The organism is Arthrobacter sp. A5 (genome assembly GCF_051131705.1).
In the GTDB taxonomy this organism is placed as follows: domain Bacteria; phylum Actinomycetota; class Actinomycetes; order Actinomycetales; family Micrococcaceae; genus Arthrobacter_M.
This window is the reverse complement of sequence record NZ_CP180316.1, coordinates 743,765-767,747: the sequence shown is the minus strand read 5'-3', so window position 1 is coordinate 767,747 and position 23,983 is coordinate 743,765. Positions and strand designations below refer to the sequence as shown.

The 23,983-nt window shown below is 63.4% G+C and carries 19 protein-coding genes and 1 riboswitch; of the genes, 8 read left to right on the top strand and 11 right to left on the bottom strand.

Annotated elements, in window-relative coordinates; genetic code table 11:
• Positions 1 to 16 precede the first annotated feature (16 nt).
• A complete protein-coding gene (gene glyA, locus ACLLJI_RS03580) occupies positions 17 to 1,309 on the bottom strand; it encodes a serine hydroxymethyltransferase (protein WP_434618003.1) in 1,293 nt (430 codons plus the stop codon).
• Positions 1,310 to 1,424: 115 nt separating this feature from the next.
• Positions 1,425 to 1,510: riboswitch (ZMP/ZTP riboswitch) on the bottom strand.
• 97 nt (positions 1,511 to 1,607) lie between these two features.
• On the opposite strand from glyA, the gene purU reads away from it, so the two are divergent.
• Positions 1,608 to 2,459 (top strand): formyltetrahydrofolate deformylase, encoded by an 852-nt coding sequence (gene purU, locus ACLLJI_RS03575; RefSeq protein WP_434621152.1) that lies wholly within the window; start codon positions 1,608 to 1,610, stop codon positions 2,457 to 2,459.
• A gap of 13 nt (positions 2,460 to 2,472) precedes the next feature.
• On the opposite strand, the gene ACLLJI_RS03570 is transcribed toward purU, so the two are convergent.
• Positions 2,473 to 4,176, bottom strand: a complete 1,704-nt coding sequence (locus ACLLJI_RS03570; protein ID WP_434618000.1) for a flavin monoamine oxidase family protein — start codon at positions 4,174 to 4,176, stop codon at positions 2,473 to 2,475.
• Positions 4,173 to 5,603 (bottom strand): amino acid permease, encoded by a 1,431-nt coding sequence (locus ACLLJI_RS03565; RefSeq protein ID WP_434621149.1) that lies wholly within the window; start codon positions 5,601 to 5,603, stop codon positions 4,173 to 4,175. Before ACLLJI_RS03565 ends, ACLLJI_RS03570 begins: the two co-directional genes overlap by 4 nt.
• A 340-nt stretch (positions 5,604 to 5,943) precedes the next feature.
• On the opposite strand from ACLLJI_RS03565, the gene ACLLJI_RS03560 reads away from it, so the two are divergent.
• Complete coding sequence (locus ACLLJI_RS03560; protein ID WP_434617997.1) at positions 5,944 to 7,551, top strand: PucR family transcriptional regulator ligand-binding domain-containing protein; 1,608 nt, start codon at positions 5,944 to 5,946, stop codon at positions 7,549 to 7,551.
• 42 nt (positions 7,552 to 7,593) lie between these two features.
• Here ACLLJI_RS03560 and ACLLJI_RS03555 read toward each other — a convergent pair whose 3' ends face one another.
• On the bottom strand, positions 7,594 to 8,391 hold the full coding sequence (locus ACLLJI_RS03555) for a carbon-nitrogen hydrolase family protein (RefSeq protein ID WP_434617994.1): 798 nt from the start codon (positions 8,389 to 8,391) through the stop codon (positions 7,594 to 7,596).
• Between the two features lie 185 nt (positions 8,392 to 8,576).
• Here ACLLJI_RS03555 and ACLLJI_RS03550 point away from each other — a divergent pair, with 185 nt between their 5' ends.
• From ACLLJI_RS03550 to ACLLJI_RS03525, 6 genes are all read left to right on the top strand, one after another.
• Positions 8,577 to 9,107: a gamma carbonic anhydrase family protein gene (locus ACLLJI_RS03550; RefSeq protein ID WP_283558547.1), complete on the top strand. Its 531-nt coding sequence runs from the start codon at positions 8,577 to 8,579 to the stop codon at positions 9,105 to 9,107.
• 118 nt (positions 9,108 to 9,225) lie between these two features.
• Positions 9,226 to 10,428, top strand: coding sequence for an ROK family transcriptional regulator (locus ACLLJI_RS03545; RefSeq protein ID WP_434617990.1), 1,203 nt, complete (start codon positions 9,226 to 9,228; stop codon positions 10,426 to 10,428).
• A 191-nt stretch (positions 10,429 to 10,619) separates the two neighbouring features.
• Positions 10,620 to 12,164, top strand: coding sequence for a multiple monosaccharide ABC transporter ATP-binding protein (gene mmsA / locus ACLLJI_RS03540; RefSeq protein ID WP_434621146.1), 1,545 nt, complete (start codon positions 10,620 to 10,622; stop codon positions 12,162 to 12,164).
• Between the two features lie 26 nt (positions 12,165 to 12,190).
• Entirely contained in the window at positions 12,191 to 13,456 is a 1,266-nt protein-coding gene (gene mmsB, locus ACLLJI_RS03535; RefSeq protein ID WP_434617987.1) for a multiple monosaccharide ABC transporter permease, read from the top strand.
• Positions 13,457 to 13,518: 62 nt separating this feature from the next.
• Complete coding sequence (locus tag ACLLJI_RS03530) at positions 13,519 to 14,616, top strand: substrate-binding domain-containing protein (protein WP_434617984.1); 1,098 nt, start codon at positions 13,519 to 13,521, stop codon at positions 14,614 to 14,616.
• Between the two features lie 137 nt (positions 14,617 to 14,753).
• Positions 14,754 to 15,887: a Gfo/Idh/MocA family protein gene (locus ACLLJI_RS03525; RefSeq protein WP_434617981.1), complete on the top strand. Its 1,134-nt coding sequence runs from the start codon at positions 14,754 to 14,756 to the stop codon at positions 15,885 to 15,887.
• Positions 15,888 to 15,956: 69 nt separating this feature from the next.
• Here ACLLJI_RS03525 and ACLLJI_RS03520 read toward each other — a convergent pair whose 3' ends face one another.
• The 7 genes from ACLLJI_RS03520 to ACLLJI_RS03490 form a co-directional block, all read right to left on the bottom strand.
• Positions 15,957 to 16,115: a hypothetical protein gene (locus ACLLJI_RS03520; protein WP_434621792.1), complete on the bottom strand. Its 159-nt coding sequence runs from the start codon at positions 16,113 to 16,115 to the stop codon at positions 15,957 to 15,959.
• A 78-nt stretch (positions 16,116 to 16,193) separates the two neighbouring features.
• The gene (locus tag ACLLJI_RS03515; RefSeq protein ID WP_283558542.1) at positions 16,194 to 16,907 is read right to left on the bottom strand and encodes an ABC transporter ATP-binding protein; all 714 of its coding nucleotides are present in this window, start codon (positions 16,905 to 16,907) and stop codon (positions 16,194 to 16,196) included.
• A complete protein-coding gene (locus tag ACLLJI_RS03510; RefSeq protein WP_434617977.1) occupies positions 16,894 to 17,919 on the bottom strand; it encodes an ABC transporter ATP-binding protein in 1,026 nt (341 codons plus the stop codon). The genes ACLLJI_RS03515 and ACLLJI_RS03510 overlap by 14 nt, the downstream gene beginning before the upstream one ends.
• Positions 17,916 to 19,142, bottom strand: a complete 1,227-nt coding sequence (locus tag ACLLJI_RS03505) for a branched-chain amino acid ABC transporter permease (RefSeq protein WP_283558541.1) — start codon at positions 19,140 to 19,142, stop codon at positions 17,916 to 17,918. Before ACLLJI_RS03505 ends, ACLLJI_RS03510 begins: the two co-directional genes overlap by 4 nt.
• The gene (locus tag ACLLJI_RS03500; protein ID WP_283558540.1) at positions 19,139 to 20,146 is read right to left on the bottom strand and encodes a branched-chain amino acid ABC transporter permease; all 1,008 of its coding nucleotides are present in this window, start codon (positions 20,144 to 20,146) and stop codon (positions 19,139 to 19,141) included. The genes ACLLJI_RS03505 and ACLLJI_RS03500 overlap by 4 nt, the downstream gene beginning before the upstream one ends.
• Positions 20,147 to 20,286: 140 nt before the next feature.
• Positions 20,287 to 21,519, bottom strand: coding sequence for a branched-chain amino acid ABC transporter substrate-binding protein (locus tag ACLLJI_RS03495; RefSeq protein WP_434617972.1), 1,233 nt, complete (start codon positions 21,517 to 21,519; stop codon positions 20,287 to 20,289).
• A gap of 221 nt (positions 21,520 to 21,740) precedes the next feature.
• Positions 21,741 to 23,963 (bottom strand): NADP-dependent isocitrate dehydrogenase, encoded by a 2,223-nt coding sequence (locus ACLLJI_RS03490; protein WP_283558538.1) that lies wholly within the window; start codon positions 23,961 to 23,963, stop codon positions 21,741 to 21,743.
• Positions 23,964 to 23,983 lie beyond the last annotated feature (20 nt).

Sequence of the window (23,983 nt, the reverse complement as noted above, 5' to 3'; positions counted from 1 at the left end):
GCTGTTGGTCACGGGATCACCATTCCTCTTGGCCGGGGTACAGCGGCAAATCGTCGGTCAGCTTCTCCACCCGAGCGCGCAGGGACTCGAGATCACCGGCCGGGCCGTTCTTCAGCGCGGTCGCAATGATGTCAGCCACCTCGGTAAACTCGGCCGCACCAAAGCCCCGGGTAGCCAGGGCCGGGGTGCCGATCCGCAGCCCGGACGTCACCATGGGCGGACGGGGATCAAACGGTACGGCGTTGCGGTTGACGGTTATTCCCACGCCGTGCAGCAGATCCTCGGCCTGCTGGCCGTCCAGCTCGGAATTGCGCAGATCCACCAGCACCAGGTGAACGTCCGTGCCTCCGGTCAACACCGAGACGCCGGACTTCGCCACGTCGGCCTCGCTGAGCCGGTCCGCGATGATCTTGGCACCTTCCAGCACGCGCTCCTGGCGTTCCTTGAACTCCGCTCCCCCTGCGATTTTAAAGGCCACGGCCTTGGCGGCGATGACGTGCATTAGCGGTCCGCCCTGCTGACCGGGGAAAACGGCGGAGTTGATCTTCTTGGCCCACTCCTGCTTAGCCAGGATGACGCCCGAGCGCGGGCCGGCCAGCGTCTTGTGCACGGTGGAGGTCACGACGTCGGAGTGCGGGACCGGGGACGGGTGCAGTCCTGCGGCGACCAGACCGGCAAAGTGGGCCATGTCTGTCCAGAGCAGCGCCCCGACCTCGTCGGCGATGGAACGGAAGGCCGCGAAGTCAAGGTGCCGCGGGTAGGCGGACCAGCCGGCGATGATGACCTGCGGTTTTTCGGCAATGGCCTGCTCTCGCAGCTTGTCCATGTCGACCCGGAAAGTATCCTGTTCGACCTGGTAGGCGGCAACCTTGTAGAGCTTGCCCGAGAAGTTCAGTTTCATGCCGTGGGTCAGATGGCCGCCGTGGGCCAGCGACAGACCCAGGATCTTGTCCCCGGGTGTGATCATCGCCGCGAGTGCGGCGGCATTGGCCTGGGCGCCCGAGTGCGGCTGCACATTCGCGTACTCCGCTCCGAACAGCGTCTTAACCCGCTCGATCGCCAGGTTTTCCGCGACATCGACATATTCGCAGCCGCCGTAGTACCGGCGCCCCGGGTAACCCTCGGCGTATTTATTGGTCAGCACGGAGCCTTGGGCTTCGAGCACCGCCCGCGGCGCGAAATTTTCCGAGGCGATCATTTCGAGGGTGCCTCGCTGGCGGCCGAGTTCGTCCTTGAGGACGGCGGCGATCTCGGGATCCAGCTCGGCGAGCGGGAGATTGGTCACTGACTGGGCGGATTGAGTAGACACGAAGACTCCTGGGTGGGCGTGAGGAAACTGCTACAGGTCAGGCTACCGGTTGACGGACGGCGCCCGCAGCCGAGGCGGCGGAACGCAGTTGCCGAGGTTCAACAAGCAAAACGCGACCCTCGGCCCAGGCGTACGATCCGTGGTCTTGCACACCGCTGCTCCCCGGTGGTGCCCCACCTAACGCCAGTCACAACACCGCTAATTGTATTACAGGCGTCCTTTATTACGGGCGTGCCGGCCCCAACCGCCGGTCTGCGGCGCGACCGCAGGTACCCTTAATCGGGTGACCGAGACAGCAATCGCCGCAAAGCCCGGCTTCATCCTGACGTTGTCCTGCGCGGACCGGCCGGGAATCGTGCATGCTGTGTCCGGTTCGCTGCTGGCCGCCGGATGCAACATAACGGACTCCCAGCAATACGGGAATCCGGTCACGGGCACCTTTTTCATGCGTGTGGCGGTGGAAACCGGCACCTCCTATCCCCGGTTGCGCAGCCAGCTGGAGTCCGTTGCTGCCGAGTTTTCCCTGAGTTGGGAGCTGCACCCCGCAGGCGCTCCGGTCCGTACGTTGATCCTGGCGTCCAAGGCCGCCCACTGCCTCAACGACCTGCTGTTTCTGCAGCGTTCGGGCACCCTGCCCATTGAAATCCCGGCCATCGTCTCCAACCACCGTGAGCTGGCGGAGCTGGCCAGGTTTTACGGCATCCCGTTCCATTACATTCCCGTGACGGCCGAAACGAAGTCCGACGCCGAGAACGCGCTGCGGGCACTGGTCGCCGAGCACAACGTGGAGCTCGTGGTGCTGGCGCGCTACATGCAGGTCATTTCCGATGAGCTGTGCACCGAGCTGGCCGGCAAGGCCATCAACATTCATCATTCCTTCCTGCCCGCGTTCAAGGGAGCCCGCCCCTACCACCAGGCCCATGCCCGCGGTGTGAAGATTATTGGCGCCACCGCCCACTACGTCACGGGCGAATTGGACGAGGGCCCCATCATCGAGCAGGAGGTCATCCGCGTCGATCACGCCCACTCCACCAAGGAGTTCGTGGCGATGGGCCGCGATGTGGAAGGCCGCACGCTGGCTAAGGCGGTCCAGTGGCATGCCGAGCACCGCGTGCTGCTGGATGGAAACCGTACCGTCGTCTTCAACTGATCGCTGCCCCGCCTCAGTCCAGCGGCACCGGGCCCAGCTCGTCCAGCAGGTCCCCCGGGCCGGGGTTGCCGGGCGCCGAGCTGCCGCCCAGATGCCGCACCACGCCCCAGACGGCATTCAGCCCGGTTGTGACCGCACCCTCGGCCCAGCCGGCCGTAAAGGACACGTCATCTCCGGCCAGGAAGATCCCGCTCCGCTCCGGCGGCAGAGTGTCCTGCTTGAAGTGCGTGAAGAGCCGCTGCTGGTAGCGGTAGTGCCCCGGGAGGTTCGCCTTGAAAGCACCCATAAAGTTTGGGTCCGCCTCCCAGGACACGGTGATCGGCTGGCCGACAATATGCGAGGCGATGTCCACCGTGGGGTAGATCTGCTTGAGCGAATGCAGCATCAGCTCCACCCGTTCCTCGGAGCTCAGCGCCAGCCACTTCAGCGCGTCGTCGTTCCAGGTGTACGAGAGCAGGATGACGGCGGGCTTGCCCGGGCCGTTGTCCAGCAGGTAGGTGGCGCGGTTCAGCCGGTCCGTCAGGGTCATGGACAGCACCTCACGGCCGGTGTCCGGATCGACGTCCTTCCAGAACGGCCGGTCCACCATGACAAAGGTCTTCGAGGACTGCATGTAGTGCGAGCGCTCGATCGCGGTCCACATTTCGGGCGCGAAGAGCCCTTCCTCGGTGTGGATCCGGGTGGAGAGCAGCCACGACTGGCAGGTGGTCACCACGGCCGGGTAACGGGCCGTGCGGCCCCAGCGTTCCTGGACGCGAATGTTGCCGTCCGGGGCGCGGGAAATCTTCGCCACCGCCCCGTGCGGGGAGCCGTTGTGCAGCGACGCCAGCGAGGTTCCTGCGGGCCAGTGCTTCATCTCCGACGGCGAAATGTCCGAGGGCGAGTGGTGCCAGAGCGCCTCGGGCAGGCGTTGCGCCCCGCCCACCAGGGAGCGGTGGCCGTCGTCGGCGTCCGTATAGACCACGCGCAGGATCTCCAGGATGGAGTTCGGGAAGTCGGTGTCCCAGCCGCCGGTGCCGAAGCCGACCTGGCCGAAGGCCTCGCGGTGCGCGAAGCCCGCGTCCTTGAAGGACTTGCTCTGCGCGATGAAGCCGTAGAAGGTCTCCTCGTCCAGTTCCGGCAGCAGCGCGTTCCACAGTGACTTGATCCGGCCGGTGTCGCGGGCACGGATGGCCTGCTGCATTTGGGCGAATTGGGCGCCATCGTTCACTGCGGCGCGCCAGGCCTCGGCCACCTCGTGGAAGAACGGCGGCAGGTCCGCACTGGTTCGCGCGTAATGCGAGGTGCCGGCCAGTTCGATGACCGTGCTGGAGGTAACCTCCGCGAGCGGATTCGGGAACGCCGTCGTCGCCAGTCCCAGCTTGTCCACGTAGTGGTAGAAGGCCCGGCCGGAGGCGGGGAAGCGCATCCCGCCCAAATCCGCGACCACGTCGGGGGCCGCCGGGAAGCTGGCCGTGCGCAGCCGGCCGCCGAGCTGATCCGCCTCATACAGCACCGGTCGCAGGCCCAACTTCATCAGCTCATACGCGGTCACCAGCCCGGACAGGCCCGCCCCTACCACGGCTACCTCGGTGCCATAGAGCTCCGCCGGAACCGAGCCCAGCCCGGCCGGGTGCGCCAGGTACAGGTCGTAGCTGAAGGGGAAATCCGGGTTGAGCATCGTGATCGGCGCCGTGCCCGGTGCCGGCGGCTGCTGCGGATCGGTGGCGATCGTCATGGCTGCCCAACTTTCACGGGTTCGTCGTCGAACGAGCTGGTGGCAAGCACACGGTACTCTTCGGTGTTCAGCTGTGCCACCTTGGAATGCCGGCGGCCGTAGCCGAAGTAGGCCGCGAACCCCACCAGCATCCAGCCAGCGAAGACCAGCCAAGTGATGCCACCTAGGTTGATCATTAGGTAGACGCACATCAGCGAGCCCAGGATGGGTGTCAGCGGATAGAGCGGGACGCGGTAGCTGCGTTTAAGCTCCGGACGCTTACTGCGCAGGTAGATCACGGCCAAGTTGACCAGCGCGAAGGCGAACAGGGTGCCGATGCTGGTGGCATCCGCCAGCGCGCCCAGCGGGATCAGGCCGGCGGTGAGGGCGACTACGATGCCCACGATCAGCGTGCCGGCCACCGGGGTGCCGGTGCGGGCGGAAATCCGGCCGAAAACCTCCGGCACCAGTCCGTCCCGGGACATCGACATCAGGATCCGGGTCTGTCCGTACAGTACCGTCAGCACGATGCTGACGATGGCCAGCACGGCACCGACGGAGAAGACGACGGAGATCCACGGCTGGTGCGTGATTTCCTGCAGGATCTGCACCAGTGCGGCCTGGGTTCCCTCGAACCAAGTCCATTCGCGGGCGCCGACGGCGGCGACGGCCACCAGCACATAGAGCGTGGTGACGATGACCATGGAGAGCATAATGGCGCGCGGCAGGTCCCGTTGCGGGTTGCGTGCCTCTTCACCGGCGGTGGAGGCGGCATCGAAACCGATGTAGGAGAAGAAAACCCGGGAGGCGGCGGCCGAAACGCCGGCGGCGCCCATCGGCATCAGCGGTGCGAAGTGGCCGGAGTTGAACGCGCTGAACGCGATCACACAGAAGAAGAGCAGGATGACGATCTTGATGATTACGATGGCGGTGTTGATCCAGGCGCTTTCCTTGGCGCCGCGCACCAGCAGGGCCATGGCCAGCAGGACAATCACCATGGCTGGCACATTGAGCACCCCTCCGGAGCCCGGCGGCTGTGAGATGGCGTCCGGCATGCTCAGGCCGAAGGTGGAGACCGTCTCGTTGACGTATTGTCCGGCACCCACGGCGACGGCGGCCACGGAGACGGCGTATTCGAGCACCAGGCACCAGCCGCAGATCCAGGCCATCCCCTCCCCCAGCGTGGCGTAGGTGTACGAGTAGCTGGACCCTGACACCGGCACGAGTCCGGCCATTTCCGCGTAGGCGACGGCGGAGAACAGTGCGGCCAGGCCGGCGATGACGAAAGAAATCCAAATCGCCGGGCCGGCCAGCGGCACCGAGTCGCCAAGGATTACCAGGATGCCGGTGCCGAGCGTGGCGCCGACACTGATCATGGTCAGCTGCAGCACGCCAAAGCTGCGAATCAGCTTGGGACCATTCGAGCCGCTGCCGGCTTCGTGGACCATCTGGCCCAGCGGCTTGCGGCGGAGCAGCTGGCTGCCGAGTCCGACTGCCGGACGGGCACCGCCGCGCCCTCGGTCTCGGCCTTGGCGGCCGGTCCGGGTAGATGTCGGCCCGCTGGCGGGCGAGGTCTGCTGTTTCAGTTGGCTGGGCACAGGCACCATTGACTTCCTTGTCGTGCGTTGTTGGTGGTTTCCCCTGATCCAGAATAGGACCGTGACCCAGCTCTCGAGCTTGTGCATAATGCCCTACGATGGTCATTTATGAGATGTATTGCACTAAATTCCACCCTACCGGAGCATCTGGTCTCGGGACGGCTCGGCGCTGGCGGGCCGGGAGCAGAGCATGCCGCTGCTTTCTGAGAAGCTGGATTCCCAGTTTCGGCTCGTTACCCTTGCGCAGTTCCGTCGCGAACTGCCCGATGACCTCGTCGTGCTCCATGATGCGAACCAGGGACGCGAGGGTCGGGACGCCACCCTACGGTGGGTGGAGCCCAGCGAGCTGGAGAACCCGACACCGTACCTGATGGACGGCGAATTCATCCTCACGGCCGGTCTGCCGTTCGTGGGCGAGGGCGGCCGGCCGGAGCTGGTGGACGCCTACGTGGTTCGGCTCGTGGAAGCGAAGGTGTGCGCGCTGGGCTTCGGGCTCACGCCGTACCACGACGCCGTGCCGCAGACGCTGATCGATTCCTGCCGGCGTCGGAACCTGACCCTGATCCAGGTGCCGGCGTCGGTGCCCTTTGCCGCCATCGGGCTGCAGTTCGCCCAGCTACTCGAATCCGAAGGCGCCAAGGTCTTCCGCCAGCTCGCCGAAGCCAACCGGGTGCTGATGCGAGGGGTGCTCTCCCCGCGGCCGGAGCACGAGCTGCTCCGTGCCCTGGTCCAGCGTTTTCCCTGCTGGGCGGTGCTGGTCGGCGGGGACGGCCGGATCCGCGCACGAGCCGGCAAATCACCGCTGGACTCCGCCTCGCTGGCATCCATGCTGGACCGGCTACTGTCCGGCTCCGGCCCCCGGCTGGAGCTGGAGTCCTTCGCCGCCGCCGGCTCCCGGTACGTCGTCGGCCACCCGCTGCGCAGCTCCCGTGACGCCACCCTGGGCGCGCTGGTGATCGGCTCCGACGAGCGGCTCACCCCGGCGCAAAACAATGTGGTCTCCACTGCCGTCGGACTGTTGGAGCTGCTCATCCGCCAACGCACCAGCGGGTCACTGGCGCCCAGCCAGCTGGCCGTGGCGCTACTGCTGCACCCGGAGACAATGACCGGCGGCAGCGGCCGGCAGGTTACAGCGGCCAAGGACCTGCTGGCGCAAAGCCTGACGTCCACCCGCACGGCTCCGATGCGCGTCGTCCAGGGAGTGAACGTGGACGCACTGGATCACGCGCAGCGAGGCAGCATTGACAGCCCGGTGCGCGAACTGCTGCAGTGGCGTCGGCTCTTCGAAACCAAGTTGGTGGAAATCACCGACTACGGCTTCGCAGCGATCACCCGGCTGAGGGTCGACGACGCCCTGCTGGCCGAGGTGGACAAGTTGGGCTGGCGCGTCGTCGTGGGGGATCCCACTGAGCTCAACGACCTGCCGGCTGCATACAAGCGTGCCACCTCGTTGCGCTCCCGGGTCCAGAGCACGCAGCAGAACCTGCGGGTGGACGCGGTGACTTGGTCGGTCACCGGGCTGCTGGGGCCGGAAGCCGGCAGCATGCTGGCCGGACGGCTCTTTGCCCCACTGCTAGGGCTGGATCCTGAGCGGCGGGAGACGCTGCTTGGCATCCTACGGGCTTGGTTGGGTGAAAACGGCAGCTGGGACGGTGCGGCCAAAGCGCTCGGCCTGCACCGCAATAGCGTCCGACGGCAGATCGGTGTGCTGGCCGAGCTGCTGCAATACGACATTAACGACGCGCAGACTCGGGCGGAGCTGTGGATCGGCCTGCAGTACGCGGATTCGTTACCGTGACCGTCTCGGCGGCTCTCGGGCCTGATGCCTCGTGGCCCCGGGCTACCGGCCCTCCCAGCGCCCGTATAGGTCCGGCCGGCGGTCGCTCAGATAAGGTACATCCGCTCGGGCGGAGTGGATTTCTGCCCGGTTTATCTGCGCAAAAAGCAATTCCTCGCCGCTGCCCGCCTGCGCCAACACCCCGCCGTCGGGCCCGGTGATGATGCTCCCGCCGCCAAAGCGTGTCCCGCCCTCCGTGCCGCAGTGGTTCGCGTAGCCGATGGCCAGTTGGCTCTCCAGTGCACGGGCCCGCAGCAGCACCTGGGGCACGCTGGCATACCCGTGCCCCAACGCGGTCGGGACCAGCAGCAGCTCGGCGCCGCGACTGGCTGCTGCGCGCACCGGCTCGGGAAACTCAACGTCATAGCAGATCAGCACCGAGGTCCGGAGGCCGGCGAAGTCGACGACAGCGGGCGGCTGGTCCGCGGGCGCAAAGGCTTGGCGCTCCTCGGGGCCGAAGAGATGGACCTTGGCGTAGGTGAGTAGTTCCGCACCTGACCGGTCCAGCAGGGTGGCCGAAATGTTCCAGTCCCCGTTCTCGCGGACCGAGGGCAGGCTGTAGACCAGTGCAATGCCATGGCGCACGGCAATGGCGGCCAGCCGGCTGGCCAATCGCGGCAGTGTGGCCGGATCCAGCTCCGCCCGGACCGTCAGAGGCGCGTAACCGACAGGGAATAGCTCGGGCGTGAGCAGCACCGTAGCCCCACGCGTGGCAGCCCGGGCGGCCGCCACATCGATGGCGGCCAGATTGGCCCCGATTTCCAGGGTCTGGGCCCGGCCCTGAAGAACCGCGAGCAGCATGCGGCCAACCTCTCTTTTTGCGATGTCTCCGTTTCGGATGTCCGGATTCCAGAATAACCATCCGACTGTCCCCCGAGCGGGGCAGATCATCCCACCTGGATGGCATCTGGGGCGAAAGATCCTCGGCGCGATGGTCCGGATGTTAGCACAGGGGTGAACGTCCGGTAGCGGGTAGCATCGATGCCATGACTTCGCTTATTACATTTGGTGGCAAGACACCCGCTGTTGCCGCCTCCGCCTTCGTCGCCCCCTCGGCCACCCTGATCGGCGACTTGGAATTGGGTGCCGACTCCAGCGCCTTCTACGGCGTGGTGGTACGGGCCGATACGTCCGCCATCCGGGTCGGCTCGGGCACTAATCTGCAGGACAACGTCGTGCTGCACTCGGATCCCGGATTTCCGACGACGGTGGGCAACGGCGTGAGCATCGGTCACGGTGCAGTGGTGCACGGTTGCACGGTGGAGGACGACTGCCTGATCGGCATGGGGGCCACCATCATGAACGGCGCGGTGATCGGCGCCGGTTCCCTGGTGGCCGGCGGCGCCGTCGTCCTGGAGGGCGCAGTGATTCCGGCGCGCTCGCTCGTAGCAGGCGTGCCGGCGAAGGTACGCCGGGAACTGACGCAGGAGGAGTTCGACGGCGTCCGGGAGAACGCGAGCCACTACGTTGAGCTGGGGAAAGCCCACAAGGAGATTCACGCCGCCCCAACTGAGTAGCAGTTGCGGCACTCAAAACGCGGTTTGAGTGCGATAACTGCTACTCAGTTGGGGAGGAGGCGCGAAGTGTTGCCTTCAATTCTTGACTACAAGGGTCGATTGATGCACTGTACTACTTATGGCCGAAGAAGACCGCACGACCACCCCGACGAAGAGGCGCTCCCGCAATCCGGGGTCGCAGCCTGCGCTGCGTCTGCTGAACCGCCAGCGCATCATTGACGCCCTGCTCGGCGCCGGCCCGTCGACCCAAGCGGAGATATCGCGTTCCACCGGTCTCTCCACGGCCACCGTCTCCAACATCGTCAAGAGCATGGCGGCCAAGGGCCTCGTTTCAACCGCCCCCACCACCAGCTCCGGCCGCCGCGCCCTCTCCGTCACCATTAACGGCAACGGTGCTGTCGCCGTCGGCATTGACTTTGGCCGCAGCCACGTCCGCGTCGTGCTGGCCAACCTCGGCTATCAGGTCGTCGCGGAAAGGGCGCTCCCGCTGCCGCTGGGACACCACGCCAGCGAGAGCATCGCGGCGGCCGCGGACCTGCTGAATCTGCTGCTCGCTGAGGCCAACATACCGCGGAGCCTGATCGTTGGTGCCGGCGCCGGCATTCCGGGGCCGATCGACCGGCGGAGCGGCACCGTCGTGCAAGGCGCCATTTTGCCCGAGTGGGTTGGAATTAACATCCTTGAACGCTTGGAAAAGACTCTGGAGCTTCCTGTTTACGCGGACAATGACGCGAACCTTGGCGCCTTGGCGGAGGTCACCTGGGGCCCGCACAGGTCGGTCAGCAATCTGATGTTCCTCAAAATCGGCAGCGGAATCGGCGCCGGTCTCATCCTCAACGGGGCGCCGTACTACGGGAATGTCGGCGTGACCGGTGAGATCGGTCATGCCACCATCAACGAACATGGACCGATCTGCCGTTGCGGCAACCGCGGCTGTCTGGAAACGGTGGCGTCAACGGCCACCATGATCGAACTCCTTAGCCGCGGCGCGGTGGAACCCTTGACCGTAGGAGACATCGTGCGGCGCGCACTGGCGAAGGATTCCGCGACGCTTCGGGTCATTGACGACGCCGGACTCGCCGTCGGGCGGGCCATCGGCAACGTAGCCAACCTGATAAATCCCGAAGTCATTGTGGTGGGCGGCCCGCTGGCCGGCCTCGATGACCTGCTGCTGGATCCGATCCGGCGCGGCCTGCTGCGCCATGCCGTACCCGTGGTCGGCGAGAGCACAACCTTGGCCATGTCCTCCCTTGGCGACCGGGCGGAAGCTTTGGGCGCCGCGTCCTTGGTCTTCCAGCATCAGCGGATCCGCCGCCCCTAAAATGGGCTATCCTCGGGTTTTTGCGTTAAAGGCTTGACGACAAGTACTGTGACCGAGTTTACTTTTCTTCAGGCATGCAGCTGCCCGCAGTTTCCGGCCCATGCAGGAACAGGACCGTGGCCGCAGCGCTGCAGCGGCCGGTTTTGACCAACGTGTACGACAAAGAAGTCGCTTTGGAGGCGGAGAAGATCATGGTGTCCAGCAGACCGGTAGTCCTGGAGATGCGCTCAATCACCAAAGAGTTCCCTGGTGTGAAGGCGCTCGCCGACGTCTCCATCAGCGTGCGGGCTGATGAGATCCACGCCATCTGCGGTGAGAACGGCGCCGGAAAATCAACGTTGATGAAGGTACTGTCCGGCGTCTACCCGTACGGCAGCTACAGCGGGGAGATCTTCTACCAGGGACAGGTCTGCGAATTTAAGGATATCCGAGCCAGCGAAGCCGCAGGAATCGTGATCATCCATCAGGAACTGGCTCTGATCCCCGAACTCTCTATCCTCGAAAACAACTTCTTAGGCAATGAACCGACAAAGTTTGGCGCCATCGACTGGAACCAGGCTCGGCGCCGGTCCATCGATCTGCTGGCCCGCGTGGGCCTGCGGGATGACCCGGACACCCCCGTCAAGGAGATCGGTGTGGGCAAGCAGCAGCTGGTGGAGATCGCTAAGGCGTTGAACAAATCCGTCAAACTGCTGATCCTGGACGAGCCAACCGCCGCCCTCAACGAATCCGATTCCCAGCATCTCCTGGACCTGATCCGTGGGCTCAAGAGCAAGGGCATCAGCTCCATCATGATCTCGCACAAGCTCAATGAGATCGAACAGGTGGCGGATTCCATCACCATCATCCGCGACGGCAAGACCATCGAAACGCTTGATGTGAAGGCCGACGGCGTCGATGAGGACCGCATCATCAAGGGCATGGTGGGGCGGACACTTGAATCGCGCTTCCCGGACCACACACCGAAGATCGGTGAGGTTTTCTTCGAGGTCAAGAACTGGACCGTGCGGCACCCTCAGGTCCCCGACAGGTTGGTGTGCAAGAACTCCAGCTTTAACGTCCGCCGCGGAGAAATCGTCGGCTTCGCCGGACTGATGGGTGCCGGGCGCACAGAGCTGGCACGGTCCGTCTTTGGCCGCTCCTATGGAAACTTTGTCTCCGGTCAGATCATCAAGGACGGCAAGGAGATCAGTCTGCGCACCGTTCCACAGGCCATCCGGCACGGCATCGGCTACGTCACCGAGGACCGTAAGACCCTAGGCCTTAATCTGCTGGACGACATCAAGGAAACAACCGTGTCGGCGGCGCTGCAGAAGGTCTCCACGTATTCCGTGGTGGATGAGAACAGGGAATACGCCGTTGCCGAGTCATACCGCAAACAGCTGCGTACCAAGGCTCCCAGCGTGGATGAAGGCGTCTCCAAGCTCTCCGGCGGCAACCAGCAGAAAGTGGTGTTGGCCAAGTGGATGTTCACCGACCCCGATCTGCTGATCCTGGATGAGCCGACCCGTGGCATCGACGTCGGCGCCAAGTACGAGATCTACGGCATCATTCAGCAGCTCGCCAATCAGGGCAAGGGAGTAATCGTGATTTCCTCGGAACTTCCGGAACTCTTGGGCATTTCCGACCGGATCTACACCATCTTCGAGGGCGCCATCACCGGCGTCGTCAGCAAAGAAGCTGCCAGCCAGGAATCCCTGATGAAACTTATGACCGCGGCCAAGAAATCCGCCTGAACCACGGAAGAAACAGGATCCACATCATGAATGCCATAAAACAGCTCTTCGGCGGCAACACCCGCCAGTTCGGGATGATCTTCGCTCTGTTATTCCTGATTGTCTTCTTTCAGGTATTCACCGGCGGTCTCACCCTGACACCTGACAATGTCATCAACCTCTTCAATGGCAATGCCTACATCCTCATCCTCGCCATCGGCATGGTCCTGGTGATCATCGCAGGCCACATTGACCTGTCGGTCGGTTCCATCGCCGCGTTCGTGGGCATCGTCGTCGCGATCACCATGCGTGACTGGCACCTGCCCTGGTATATGGGCATCCTGATCGGCCTGATTTTGGGCGCGATCATCGGCGCGTGGCAGGGTTTTTGGGTCGCCTACGTCGGCATCCCGGCCTTCATTGTGACCTTGGCGGGAATGTTGCTTTTCCGTGGCGCCAACCAGTTCGTCGGCAAATCCAATACCGTCCCTGTGCCCAAGGATTTCCAGTACATTGGCGCCGGCTACCTCCCCGAGATCGGACCCAACACCGGTTATAACAACCTCACAGTGCTGATTGGATTGATCGCCGTCGCTGCGATCATTTGGGGCGAGGTCCATACCCGGAAGAACGCCGAGTCCATTGGCGCCGAGGTGTCCCCGCTATGGGTATCCATCATCAAACTCGTGCTTCTATCGGCAGCCGTCGTCTACGCCACCTACCTTTTCGCCACCGGTCGTCCCGGCACTTCCTTCCCCATCCCGGGCATCATTCTCGGTGTCCTGGTGCTGATCTACGGGTTTATTTCGTCGCGGACCATCACCGGCCGGCACATCTATGCCGTCGGTGGTAACCGTCATGCTGCCGCGCTCTCCGGTGTGCAAAGCAAAAGGGTGGATTTCCTGGTCATGATGAATATGGCCGTCCTCGCCGGGCTCGCCGGAATGATCTTCGTCGGGCGCTCCAATGCGTCGGGTCCGTTCGACGGCGTCGGCTGGGAACTCGATGCGATCGCCGCGGTCTTCATCGGCGGTGCCGCGGTCACCGGTGGCGTTGGGACCGTCGTTGGTTCCGTCATCGGCGGTCTGGTGATGGCAGTCCTGAACAACGGCCTCCAGCTCCTGGGCGCCGGAGCGGACATCACTCAGATTATCAAGGGCCTGGTGCTGCTGGCCGCCGTCGCCTTCGACGTCTACAACAAAAAGCAGGGCAAAAAATCCCTCATCGGGCTGTTGATGAGGAACTTCGGCAATAGGGCTCAAGCCGAGACGACCGAAACGAAAGAAGTCATTTCCAGCACGGCCGGCGTCTAACGAAGCACCGTCAGCACATTTTTCCCAGCAAGGCATGTATCCCACCAAAGAAAGCGAAAACCATGTTGAAACTCAACAAATCGGTGAAGACCATAGCGGTCCTTGCCGCGGCGTCCGCCCTCGCGCTGACCGGTTGTGGCCGCGCGGACACCGGTTCCTCTGCCAACGGCAGCTCCGCTGCGGCCGGCTTCGCCAAGGATGCCGAAATCGGCGTTGCGCTGCCGCAGAAGACCTCGGAGAACTGGGTTTTGGCCGAGAGTCTGTTCAACAACGGCCTCAAGACCGCCGGGTTCAAGGGCGACGTTCAGTTCGCCAACGGCGGCGTGTCCGATCAGCAGAACCAGATTAGCTCCATGGTCACCAAGGGCGCCAAGGTCATCATCGTCGGCGCGATCGACGGTGCCCAGCTGGGCACCCAGCTCAAGCAGGCAAAGGATGCCGGTGCCACCATCATCGCCTATGACCGGCTCCTGCTGAACACGGAGAACGTGGACTACTACGTGGCCTATGACAACTACAAGGTTGGGCAGCTGCAGGGTCAGGCGCTGCTGGACGGAATGAAGGCCAAGAAGCCCTCCGGACCGTACAACATCGAGCTCTTTGCAGGCTCTCCCGATGACGCCAATGCCAAGGTCTTCTTTGACGGCGCGATGAACGTCCTGCAGCCGAAGATCGACGATGGCACGCTGAAGGTCGTCTCCGGACAGAAATCCTTTGAACAGGCCGTCACCCAGGGCTGGAAGGCAGAGAATGCCCAGAAGCGTATGGATACTCTGCTGGCCGGAAGCTACACCTCGGCCGCCCTGGACGGTGTGCTCTCCCCCAACGACACGCTCGCCCGCGCCATCCTTACGTCGGTGAAGGCCGCAGGCAAGCCGCTGCCGATCGTCACCGGCCAAGATTCCGAGGTGGAGTCCGTCAAATCAATCATGGCCGGCGAGCAGTACTCGACCATCAACAAGGACACCAGCGCTCTGGTGACCCAGGCCATCGGGATGGTCAAGGATCTGCAGGCGGGCAAGACCCCGCCGACCAACGCGGAAGCTGACAATGGAACCAAGAAGGTCCCCACCTTCTACCTCAAGCCCGTCATCGTCACCAAGGCCAACGCGGCTGAGGCGTATGCCAATGACAAGGTTTTGGCCCCGCTGACCAAGTAGTTCCGGCTGACCAAGAGGCTCCAGCAGGGCAAACAGCTCCAGCGGGCCGCTGAATGGTCCCCGTCCCGGTTTTCCGGGACGGGGACCATTGTGCTTTGCCCCTCCAACCTGCGATGCGTCTCTGGCATGATGGCAGGATGACGACTCCGAACCGTTACATCGCCAGGCCGCACTGGTATACCTCCGCTTCACCGGATCCCATCAAAGCCACCGGGAAACCGTTGCGCTGGGGTGTGGTGGCCACCGGGAACATTGCCCGGACCATGACCACCGATCTCGCATTGTTGGAAGATGCCGTGCTGCAGGCCGTCAGCTCCCGCAGCCGGCACAACGCCGCAGACTTTGCGGCCCGCTTCGGCTTTGCGCGCCACTATTACGACGACGGGGGCCAGCACGACGACGGCGGAACAGTCGGGAGCGCGTCTGCCGGGAATATGCCGGGGTACCAGCAGCTGGTCGCGGATCCCGAGGTTGATGTGGTCTACATAGCCACCCCGCACGCCCAGCACCATGCCGTGGCGAAGGCTGCCCTGGAAGCCGGCAAACACGTCCTGTGCGAAAAAGCCCTGACCATCAATGCCCGCGAAGCGGCGGAGCTGATCGGACTGGCCCGGGAGCGCGGGCTCTTCCTGATGGAGGCCGTCTGGGCGCGCTTTGTCCCAGGAATGCAGCGGGCCTTCGAGATCGCCGCCTCGCGGGAGATCGGGGACGTGCAATGGGTCCAGGCGGATCTGAGTTTCGTGGCCCCGCTGGACCGCGCGGCCCGCATCTGGGACCCGGCGGCCGGTGGTGGGGCGCTGCTCGATCTGAGTGTTTACCCCCTGCTCTGGGCTTGGGGGACGCTGGGTGCCCCGCAGTCCGTTACCGCGGCCGGCACCCTCACGGATTGGGGCGTGGACAGCCAGAACGTGATCACCCTCGGATACTCCTCCGGAGCGCATGCCCAGCTCATCTCCTCCCTCACCGCATTCGGTCCGCGGTCCGCCGTCGTCGCCGGTTCCGAGGGCTTCATCCGGACCTCAGGGTCGATTAATAATCCGACCTCACTCGCCGTTCACGTTGGCTCCCGCACCGCCCGGGTGGAGAATTTCGAGTTTCCCGGCCGCGGCTACACCTACCAGTTGCGCGAAGTCACGCGCTGCATCCAGCAGGGGCTCACCGAAAGCCCCACCATGCCGCTGGATGATTCATTGGCCATCATGGCGCTCTTTGACGGCATCCGCGGCCAGCTGGGCATCACCTATCCGGCGGATAGGATGAGCGCCGGATAACCCCGTTCCCACAATGGCGCAACTTCCGACGAGTACTGACGGGCGAATCTGAAGCGGATCGCGTCCACATTAGAAACGGATCGCGTCGATCACCTTGACGCGGACCGCCACCAGGGCAGGGATCAGGCCAGCCAGCGCGCCAACCGTCACGCCGAAGAATACCCTCCCTCCAGTGGCGCCAAAGCTGCGCCGCCAGTGGCGCCAAAGCTGCGCCGCCAGTGGCGCCACTGCTCCGCCGGTGCCTGTTAAACTGCCACGAAAACTGGGGAAAGTTTAACGCGAAGGCTCAATGGGCTGACGCCAGCGCTAGCCGACGCCCAGGTACGCCTCCTTGATCGCGGGATTGGAGAGCAGTTCCTTGCCCGTCCCGCTGTGCGTGATTTCGCCGGTCTCCAAGACAAAGGCCCGATGTGCGCGCGCCAAGGCCTGGTTGGCGTTCTGCTCCACCAGCAGCACCGTGGTGCCTTGGCTGTTGATCTCCGTGATGATCTTGAAGATCTGCCGGATGAACTGCGGCGCCAGCCCCATGGAAGGCTCATCCAGGAGCAGCAGCTTGGGGTTGGACATGAGCGCGCGCCCGATCGCCAGCATCTGCTGCTCGCCGCCGGACATGGTCCCGCCGAGCTGCTTCTGGCGTTCCTCCAGCCTCGGAAAGAGGGCAAAAACGCGGGCAATGTCCGCCGCCATGCCGCTTCGGTCCTTGCGCCCGAACGCCCCCATGTCCAGGTTCTCCAACACGGTCATGCCGGGGAACACCCCGCGTCCTTCGGGAGCCTGCGAGATGCCCTGCACCACGCGGATGTGGGCCTTCATCTTGGTGATGTCCTGCCCGGCGAATTTGATGGATCCGGCCGAGGGGTTCAGCAGCCCGGAAATGGTCTTCATCGTCGTCGTCTTGCCGGCACCGTTGGCGCCGATCAGCGAGACGATCTCCCCCTCCTCGACGGTGAAGGACATGTCCTTAATCGCCTGGATCCGGCCATAGTGGACGCTTACATTGTCCAGCTCAAGCAACGTCATCTTCGGGCTCTCCTAGGTATGCCGAAATCACGAGGGGATCTTCACGGATCTCGCGGGGGCGGCCGTCGGCAATCTTCTTGCCGAACTCCAACACCACAATCCGGTCCGTCACCCCCATCACCAGTTTCATGTCGTGCTCGATCAGCAGCACGGTGTAGCCGTCGTTGCGGATGGTGCGGATGAGCGTCATCAGCTCTTCCTTCTCCGCCGGGTTGAAGCCTGCCGCGGGCTCATCCAGGCACAGCACCTTGGGGTCCGTAGCGAGCGCGCGGGCAATCTCGAGCCGGCGCTGGTGTCCGTACGGCAGGTGCCGGGACAGGAAATGCGCATGCTCGGCGATCCCGACGAAGTCCAGCAGTGCCATGCCGCGTTCGATGGCCGACTTCTCCTCGCGGACATGAGTCGGCAGCCGCAACAGGGCCCGCCCCACGCTGGTCTTATGCCGGGCGTCAAGGCCGACGACGACGTTCTCCAGCGCCGTCATCTCGCCAAACAGCCGGATGTTCTGGAAGGTGCGGGCCAGTCCCATCCGGGTGATCTTGTGCTGCTTCTGGCCCCCGATGGACTGCCCCTCCAGCAGCACCTTGCCACTGCTGGGCTTGTACACACCGGTCATCGCATTGAAGCAGGTGGTCTTGCCGGCACCATTGGGACCGATCAAGCCCAGGATCTCGCCGCGCTTGATGTCAAACGAAACATTGTCCAGCGCCATCAGGCCACCGAACTTCACGGTCAGATTCTGCACCTGGACCAGACTGTCACCGATCTTGACGCCGATTTCCCGCTCCGGCGCTACAATTTCGGCGACGTCCAGATCGATTCCCTGCTCGGCCAGGGCTTGTTCATTGATTCCGGCGGGCTGCGCAACTGCAGTCTCCGCATCGGCAGCGCGGCGCCCGGCCCGATGCTCGACCGGGTGCCGCTCCGGGTGTCCACCGTCGGTGCCGACGGGCTCCCCCACCGGCCAGTCCGCCGTGTGCCGAGGAAGGTCCTCGTTGTGATCCCCGCTCATGCCTGTGCTCCCTTCTCCTGCGCCGTACCAGCCGTTCGCTTCGCGCTCGCGCCGCCGTCGTCCTTCTTGACCGCCCACTTATAGGCGTCACGGCCATACGACAGCAGCCGCTGCCGGGCCGGAAAGAGCCCTTGAGAGCGGAAAATCATGATCAGCACAAGGGCAATACCGAAGATCAGGTATTTGTACTCGGCAATGGCGGTGAAACGATCCGGAATGTAGCTGACCAGTGCGCCGCCGACAATCGCGCCCACCTTATTGCCGGCGCCACCGAGAACGACGGCGGCGACGAAGAGGATGGAGGTGTACACGTCAAAGCGCTGATTGCTGATAAACCCAACCTGCCCCGCGGCCAACGCGCCGGAGAGTCCACCGACCGAGGCGCCGATCGCGAAAGCCCAGACCTTGTATTTGAAGGTCGGAACGCCCATGATCTCGGCGGCGTCCTCGTCCTCCCGGATAGCGACCCAGGCCCGGCCGACGCGGCTGCGCTCCAGGTTACCCACCAGCAGCAGCACAATAATGATGATGGTCAGGATCAGCCAATACCAGGGAATGCCGTTGGAGTTGGTGAATATCGGAGTCCCGTCGGCCGCAGTGCCCGGCGGGTGCCCCACGGACTGGAAGCCGACCTGTCCCTTCATTGCGGGGATGATGGTGGCCAAAATCCGCACGATTTCGCCAAAGCCCAGCGTCACGATCGCCAGATAGTCACCGCGGAGCCGCAGGGTAGGTATTCCCAGCAGCACGCCGAAGAACATGGTCACGGCCATGGCCACCGGGATGGTCCACAGGTACGGGATTTTCAAAAACGCCGAATCAGGGCTGGTCAGCATCGCAGAGACGTAGGCGCCCACGGCGAAGAACGCGACATAACCGAGGTCCAGCAGGCCGGCGTAGCCGATCACCACGTTCAGACCGATGGCGATCAGGGCGAAACGGGCCATATTGAAGCAGGCCAAGCCAAAGTTATTGCCCGGTTCGGTGGTCAGGATAGGCGGGTTGATAACCGGCAGCAGGTAGGCCAGCACCACCACGATCAGCAGGAATGCCCACTGCTGCTGACGGCTGAGCGCATTCCAACGCTGACCGAGCGAACCGGGCTTCTTCCCTTTGCGGCCGGCAATACTGGCGCCGGGAGCGGTGGTCAGGGCCTCGCGGTCGTCAGCAGACTGCGCCGCTTTTGCGGACGGCAGCGGGGTGGGGCCATCTGTCATGCTCATGCTTTGCTCCTTCCAAGGGAGGTGCCTAGGATGCCCTCGGGCCGCACCAGCAGTACCAGCACCAGCACCATGAAGGCGACGACGTCGGTCCACTGCGAATTGCCGAGCAGTATCTGGCCATAGTTACCAATGAGGCCCAACAGCAGGCCACCGAGCAGTGCGCCGCGGACGTTGCCGATGCCGCCCAATACTGCGGCAGCGAAGGCCTTGATGCCCAAGACAAACCCACCGTTGTACTGGACACCGGATGGAATCTTCATGACGTAGAAGAGCGCCGCCGCCCCGGCAAGGATACCGCCGATCACGAAGGTGATAATGATGATGCGTTCCTTGTTCACACCCATGAGGGTGGCAGTATCGGGATCCTGCGCCACCGCGCGGATCCCGCGCCCGGTGCGGGATTTGCTGATGAACCGCTCGGTGAGAACCATCATGATGACGGCCGCAATGACAATGACCAGTTGCTGGGAATCAATGATGGTACCGAATACGTCGAAGATGGGCGTCGGTTTGAACATGGTCACGGCAGCCTCGGGGCTGGGACCACGGATGGCATAGATGGTGTATTGAATGGTGAAGGAGACGCCGATGGCCGTGATCAGGAAGACCAGCCGTGGTGCATTGCGCTTCCGCAGCGGCTTATAGGCGACGCGCTCCACCAGGAACGCCGTGAGGGCAGAGGCGATCATGGCGATCACCAGGGCCAGCACGAGGTTCAGCACAATGGACGCCAGCGACAGGTGCGGAACGTTGGGGCCGAATCCCAAACCGTTGAGTGTAAAGAAAACCGCGTAGCAGCCCATGATGAAGACTTCTGAGTGGGCAAAGTTAATCAGGTTCAACACACCATAGACCAGGGTGTAACCCAAGGCCACGAGCGCGTAGATGGACCCAAAGGTCAGTCCGTCAAAGGTGGCGCTCCAGAAGTTCTCGCCCAAGGACGCAACATCGAAGCTGATCCAGTCATTGTCCATCGGCATGGACGTCAGTAGTGAAGTGAGCATTGGCACATCCTGGTTGAGTCCGGGAAACAGATCGGCAGTGATCCGGGCGGACAATCGGTAGCTTTCGGTTTTTCGTGCGTCCAAGACAATGCTGCGGGACCTCGCCTACCGGCCCCGCAGCATTGTCCTTGTTCCGCTAGTTACTCGCCGATCGCGCCAACTGGCACAATCTTGCCGTTTTCCACTTTGTATCCGTAGACCGTCGGGGCCTGCAGTTCGCCCTTGTCGTCCCACTTGTAGTGCTTGCTCAGACCGTCCTTGTCGTAGGACTTGACCCAGGAGAGCAGATCCGCGCGGGACTGCTTGCCGGCGTCGATGCCGGACAGGAGCACCGTCGCGGCGTCGTAACCTTCAATGGAGTACGTTCCCGGCTCCGCGTTGTTCAGGGACTTGTACGCGCTCTCAAAGGAGGGAATCAGTTCACCCGGAATACACGGGCAGGTGAAGTAGGCGTTGTTGGAGGAATCTCCGGCCTGCTTGATGAACTGATCATCCTTGAGGCCGTCGGGACCGACGAAGGTTCCGGTGAAACCCTTGCCGACCAGCTGCTGGTCAAAGGGCGCGCCCTCGGCATAGTAGCCGGAGTAGAACACCGCATCGGCCTTGGCATTGATGATCTTGGAGATTACCGCGGAAAAGTCCTTCTGCCCGGTCGTGACCTTGTCGGTTCCGGCCAGCGCGCTTCCGAGCCCATCGGAGGTCGTCTTGCCCAGGCCGATGCCGTAGTCGGAGTCATCCTGAACGACGTAGACCTTCTTGGCTGCCAGTTTCCCGGTCATGAATTTTGCGGCTGCCGGTCCCTGTACGGCGTCGTTGCCCAGGCCGCGAAAGAAGGTCGTCCAGCCGTTGGTGGTCAGGCCCGGGTTCGTTGCGGCCGGAGTGATGTGCACCAGTTTCGACTGCTCGAAAATGTTGCCGGTTGCCTTGGACTCGCCGGAGAACGGCAGACCGATGACACCGATGATGCTGGCCTCGGTGGTCACCTGGGTCACCGGGCCGGTGGCCTTGCTCGGATCCCCCTCGGTGTCAAATTTCTTGAACTGCACCTGGCAGCCGGCGTTCGCGGCGTTATGCTCGTTGATGGCCAGCTGAACGCCGTTGAAAATGTTAATACCCAGCTGGGCGTTGGGGCCGGTCTCCGCACCCGCGTAGGCCAGCGTCGTGGTGGCCGGGCAGGTGGCCTTGCCGTCACCCTTGGGCAGGACAGCATTCGGCGGAGTGTCAATTTTGGTCAGTGCCGGGACGTTCACCTTGCTGCCGGACGCACCGGTGTCGGAGGAGGTGCCGGTTCCTGCCTGGTTCGCGCACGATGACAGCAGCATCCCCAGCGTGGCTGCCACGGCCAGTGTCGAGACAAGTTTCTTGCGGTACATAGATTTGCCTTTCGGGCCACATCCGAGCAAAGGCCTCATTGCCTGCGCTCATTCGTTGATTATGTCCTGAGACTACAACGAAATGTTGTGTCGGACACACTCGGAAGAAATTAAGATCAGGTAACGGCCGAAAGACGAATATGCGACAGGACTGCCCACTCTCCCATGCGGGCGAGCGGGCAGTGGATGTACCGCGGCGGCGTTTAGCTACCGGCCGGTAGCTAAACGCTGAGCGTGGCCAGAATTTCGTTGAGCTTCGCCGACGGACGCATGACGGCGGCAACCTTCGCCACATCGGGGCGGTAGTAGCCGCCGAGGTCAACCGGGGGGCCCTGCACGGACAGCAGCTGCCCGACAATGGTTGTCTCGTTGGAGGTCAGCGCCTCGGCAACGGCGGAGAAAGGGGCGGCCAGCTCGGCGTCCTCGGTCTGCTTTGCCAGTTCCTGAGCCCAGTACCGCGCCAGGTAGAAGTGGCTTCCGCGGTTGTCCAGCTCCCCGACTCTGCGGCTCGGGGACTTATTCTCGAGCAAAAAAGTTCCGGTGGCGCGGTCCAGCGTGTCCGCCAGAATCTGGGCACGCGTGTTGCCGGTCGAGGTGGCCAGATGTTCGAAGCTGACGGCCAGCGCAAGGAATTCACCCAGGCTATCCCAGCGCAGGTGGTTTTCCTGCAGCAGCTGCTGAACGTGCTTCGGAGCGGATCCGCCGGCACCGGTCTCGAAGAGTCCGCCGCCGTTGATCAGGGGAACGATGGAGAGCATCTTGGCGCTGGTGCCCAGCTCAAGGATCGGGAACAGGTCTGTGAGGTAATCCCGCAGCACATTGCCGGAGACGGAGATGGTGTCCTCGCCCCTGCGGATACGCTCCAGCGTGAAGGCGGTGGCGTCCTCCGGCGTCATGATCTCGATCCGCAGGCCCTCGGTGTCGTGATCCTTCAGGTATTCCCTGACCTTGGTGATCAGGTTGGCATCGTGGGCGCGGCCTTCGTCCAGCCAGAAGACGGCGGGAGTCAGAGAGGCACGGGCACGGGTGACGGCCAGCTTGACCCAGTCACGGATCGGCAGGTCCTTGGTCTGGCAGGCCCGCCAAACGTCGCCGGCCGAAACCTGGTGTTCGATCAGCACGGTCCCGGAGCCGTCGACGATCTGTACGGTGCCTGCAGCCTGGATCTCGAAGGTCTTGTCATGGCTTCCGTATTCCTCGGCAGCCTGGGCCATCAGGCCAACATTCGGGACGGTGCCCATGGTGGTCGGATCGAACGCGCCGTTCGCGCGGCAGTCATCGATCACGACCTGGTAAACGCCTGCGTAGCAGCTGTCCGGAATCACTGCCAGGGTATCCGCGGCTTTGCCGTCCGGGCCCCACATCTTGCCGGAGGTGCGGATCATCGCCGGCATCGACGCGTCCACGATGATATCCGAAGGAACATGCAGGTTGGTGATCCCCTTATCCGAATCCACCATGGCCAGTGCGGGCCCGTCGTCCAGGCCCTGCTTGATGGCAGCCTGGGCACCTTCACGGATGTCGGCGGGAAGCGCATCGAGTCCGTTGAGGATGGAGGCCAGACCGTTGTTCGCGCTGAGGCCCGCCTTGGCCAGCTGAGCACCGTAGCCTGCAAACAGATCCGGCAGGAAGGCCCTGACGATGTGGCCGAAGATGATCGGATCGGAAACCTTCATCATGGTGGCCTTCAGGTGTGCGGAGAACAGCACACCCTCGTCCTTGGCCCGGGCAATCTGCGCTGCCAAGAACTCATCGAGGGCGGCCACCCGCAGGACGGTACCGTCGACAACCTCGCCGGCAAGGACCCGGAAGGAGTCCTTTAGTACGGTGCTGGTGCCGTCTTCGGCGATGAACAGGATCTTAATGGTTCCATTGGCGCCGATCACCACGGACTTCTCATTGGAGCGGAAGTCATCGGCAACCATATGGGCGACGTTGGTCTTCGACTCTGAAGACCAGGCTCCCATGGTGTGCGGGTTCTTGCGCGCGTAATTCTTCACCGACAGCGGCGCCCGGCGGTCGGAGTTGCCTTCACGCAGGACCGGGTTGACAGCGGAACCCTTGATCTTGTCGTAACGGGCCCGGACAACCTTTTCCTCATCGGTGGAGGGATCGTCGGGATAGTCCGGGAGGTCGTAGCCCTGGCCCTGAAGCTCGGCGACGGCAGCCTTCAACTGCGGGACGGAAGCGCTGATGTTCGGCAGCTTGATGATGTTCGCTTCGGGTTTCCTGGCAAGTTCACCCAGCTCCGCCAAGGTATCGCCGATCCTTTGTTCCTCGGTGAGGTAGTCGCCGAAAACGGCGATGATACGGCCCGACAGTGAGATGTCGCGGGTCTCCACTTCCACACCGGCGGTGGAGGCGAACGCCTCGACAATCGGCAAGAACGAATAGGTGGCCAGCATCGGCGCTTCGTCGGTGTGGGTATAGATAATCTTGGCCATTAGCGAGGCATCTCCTGTGA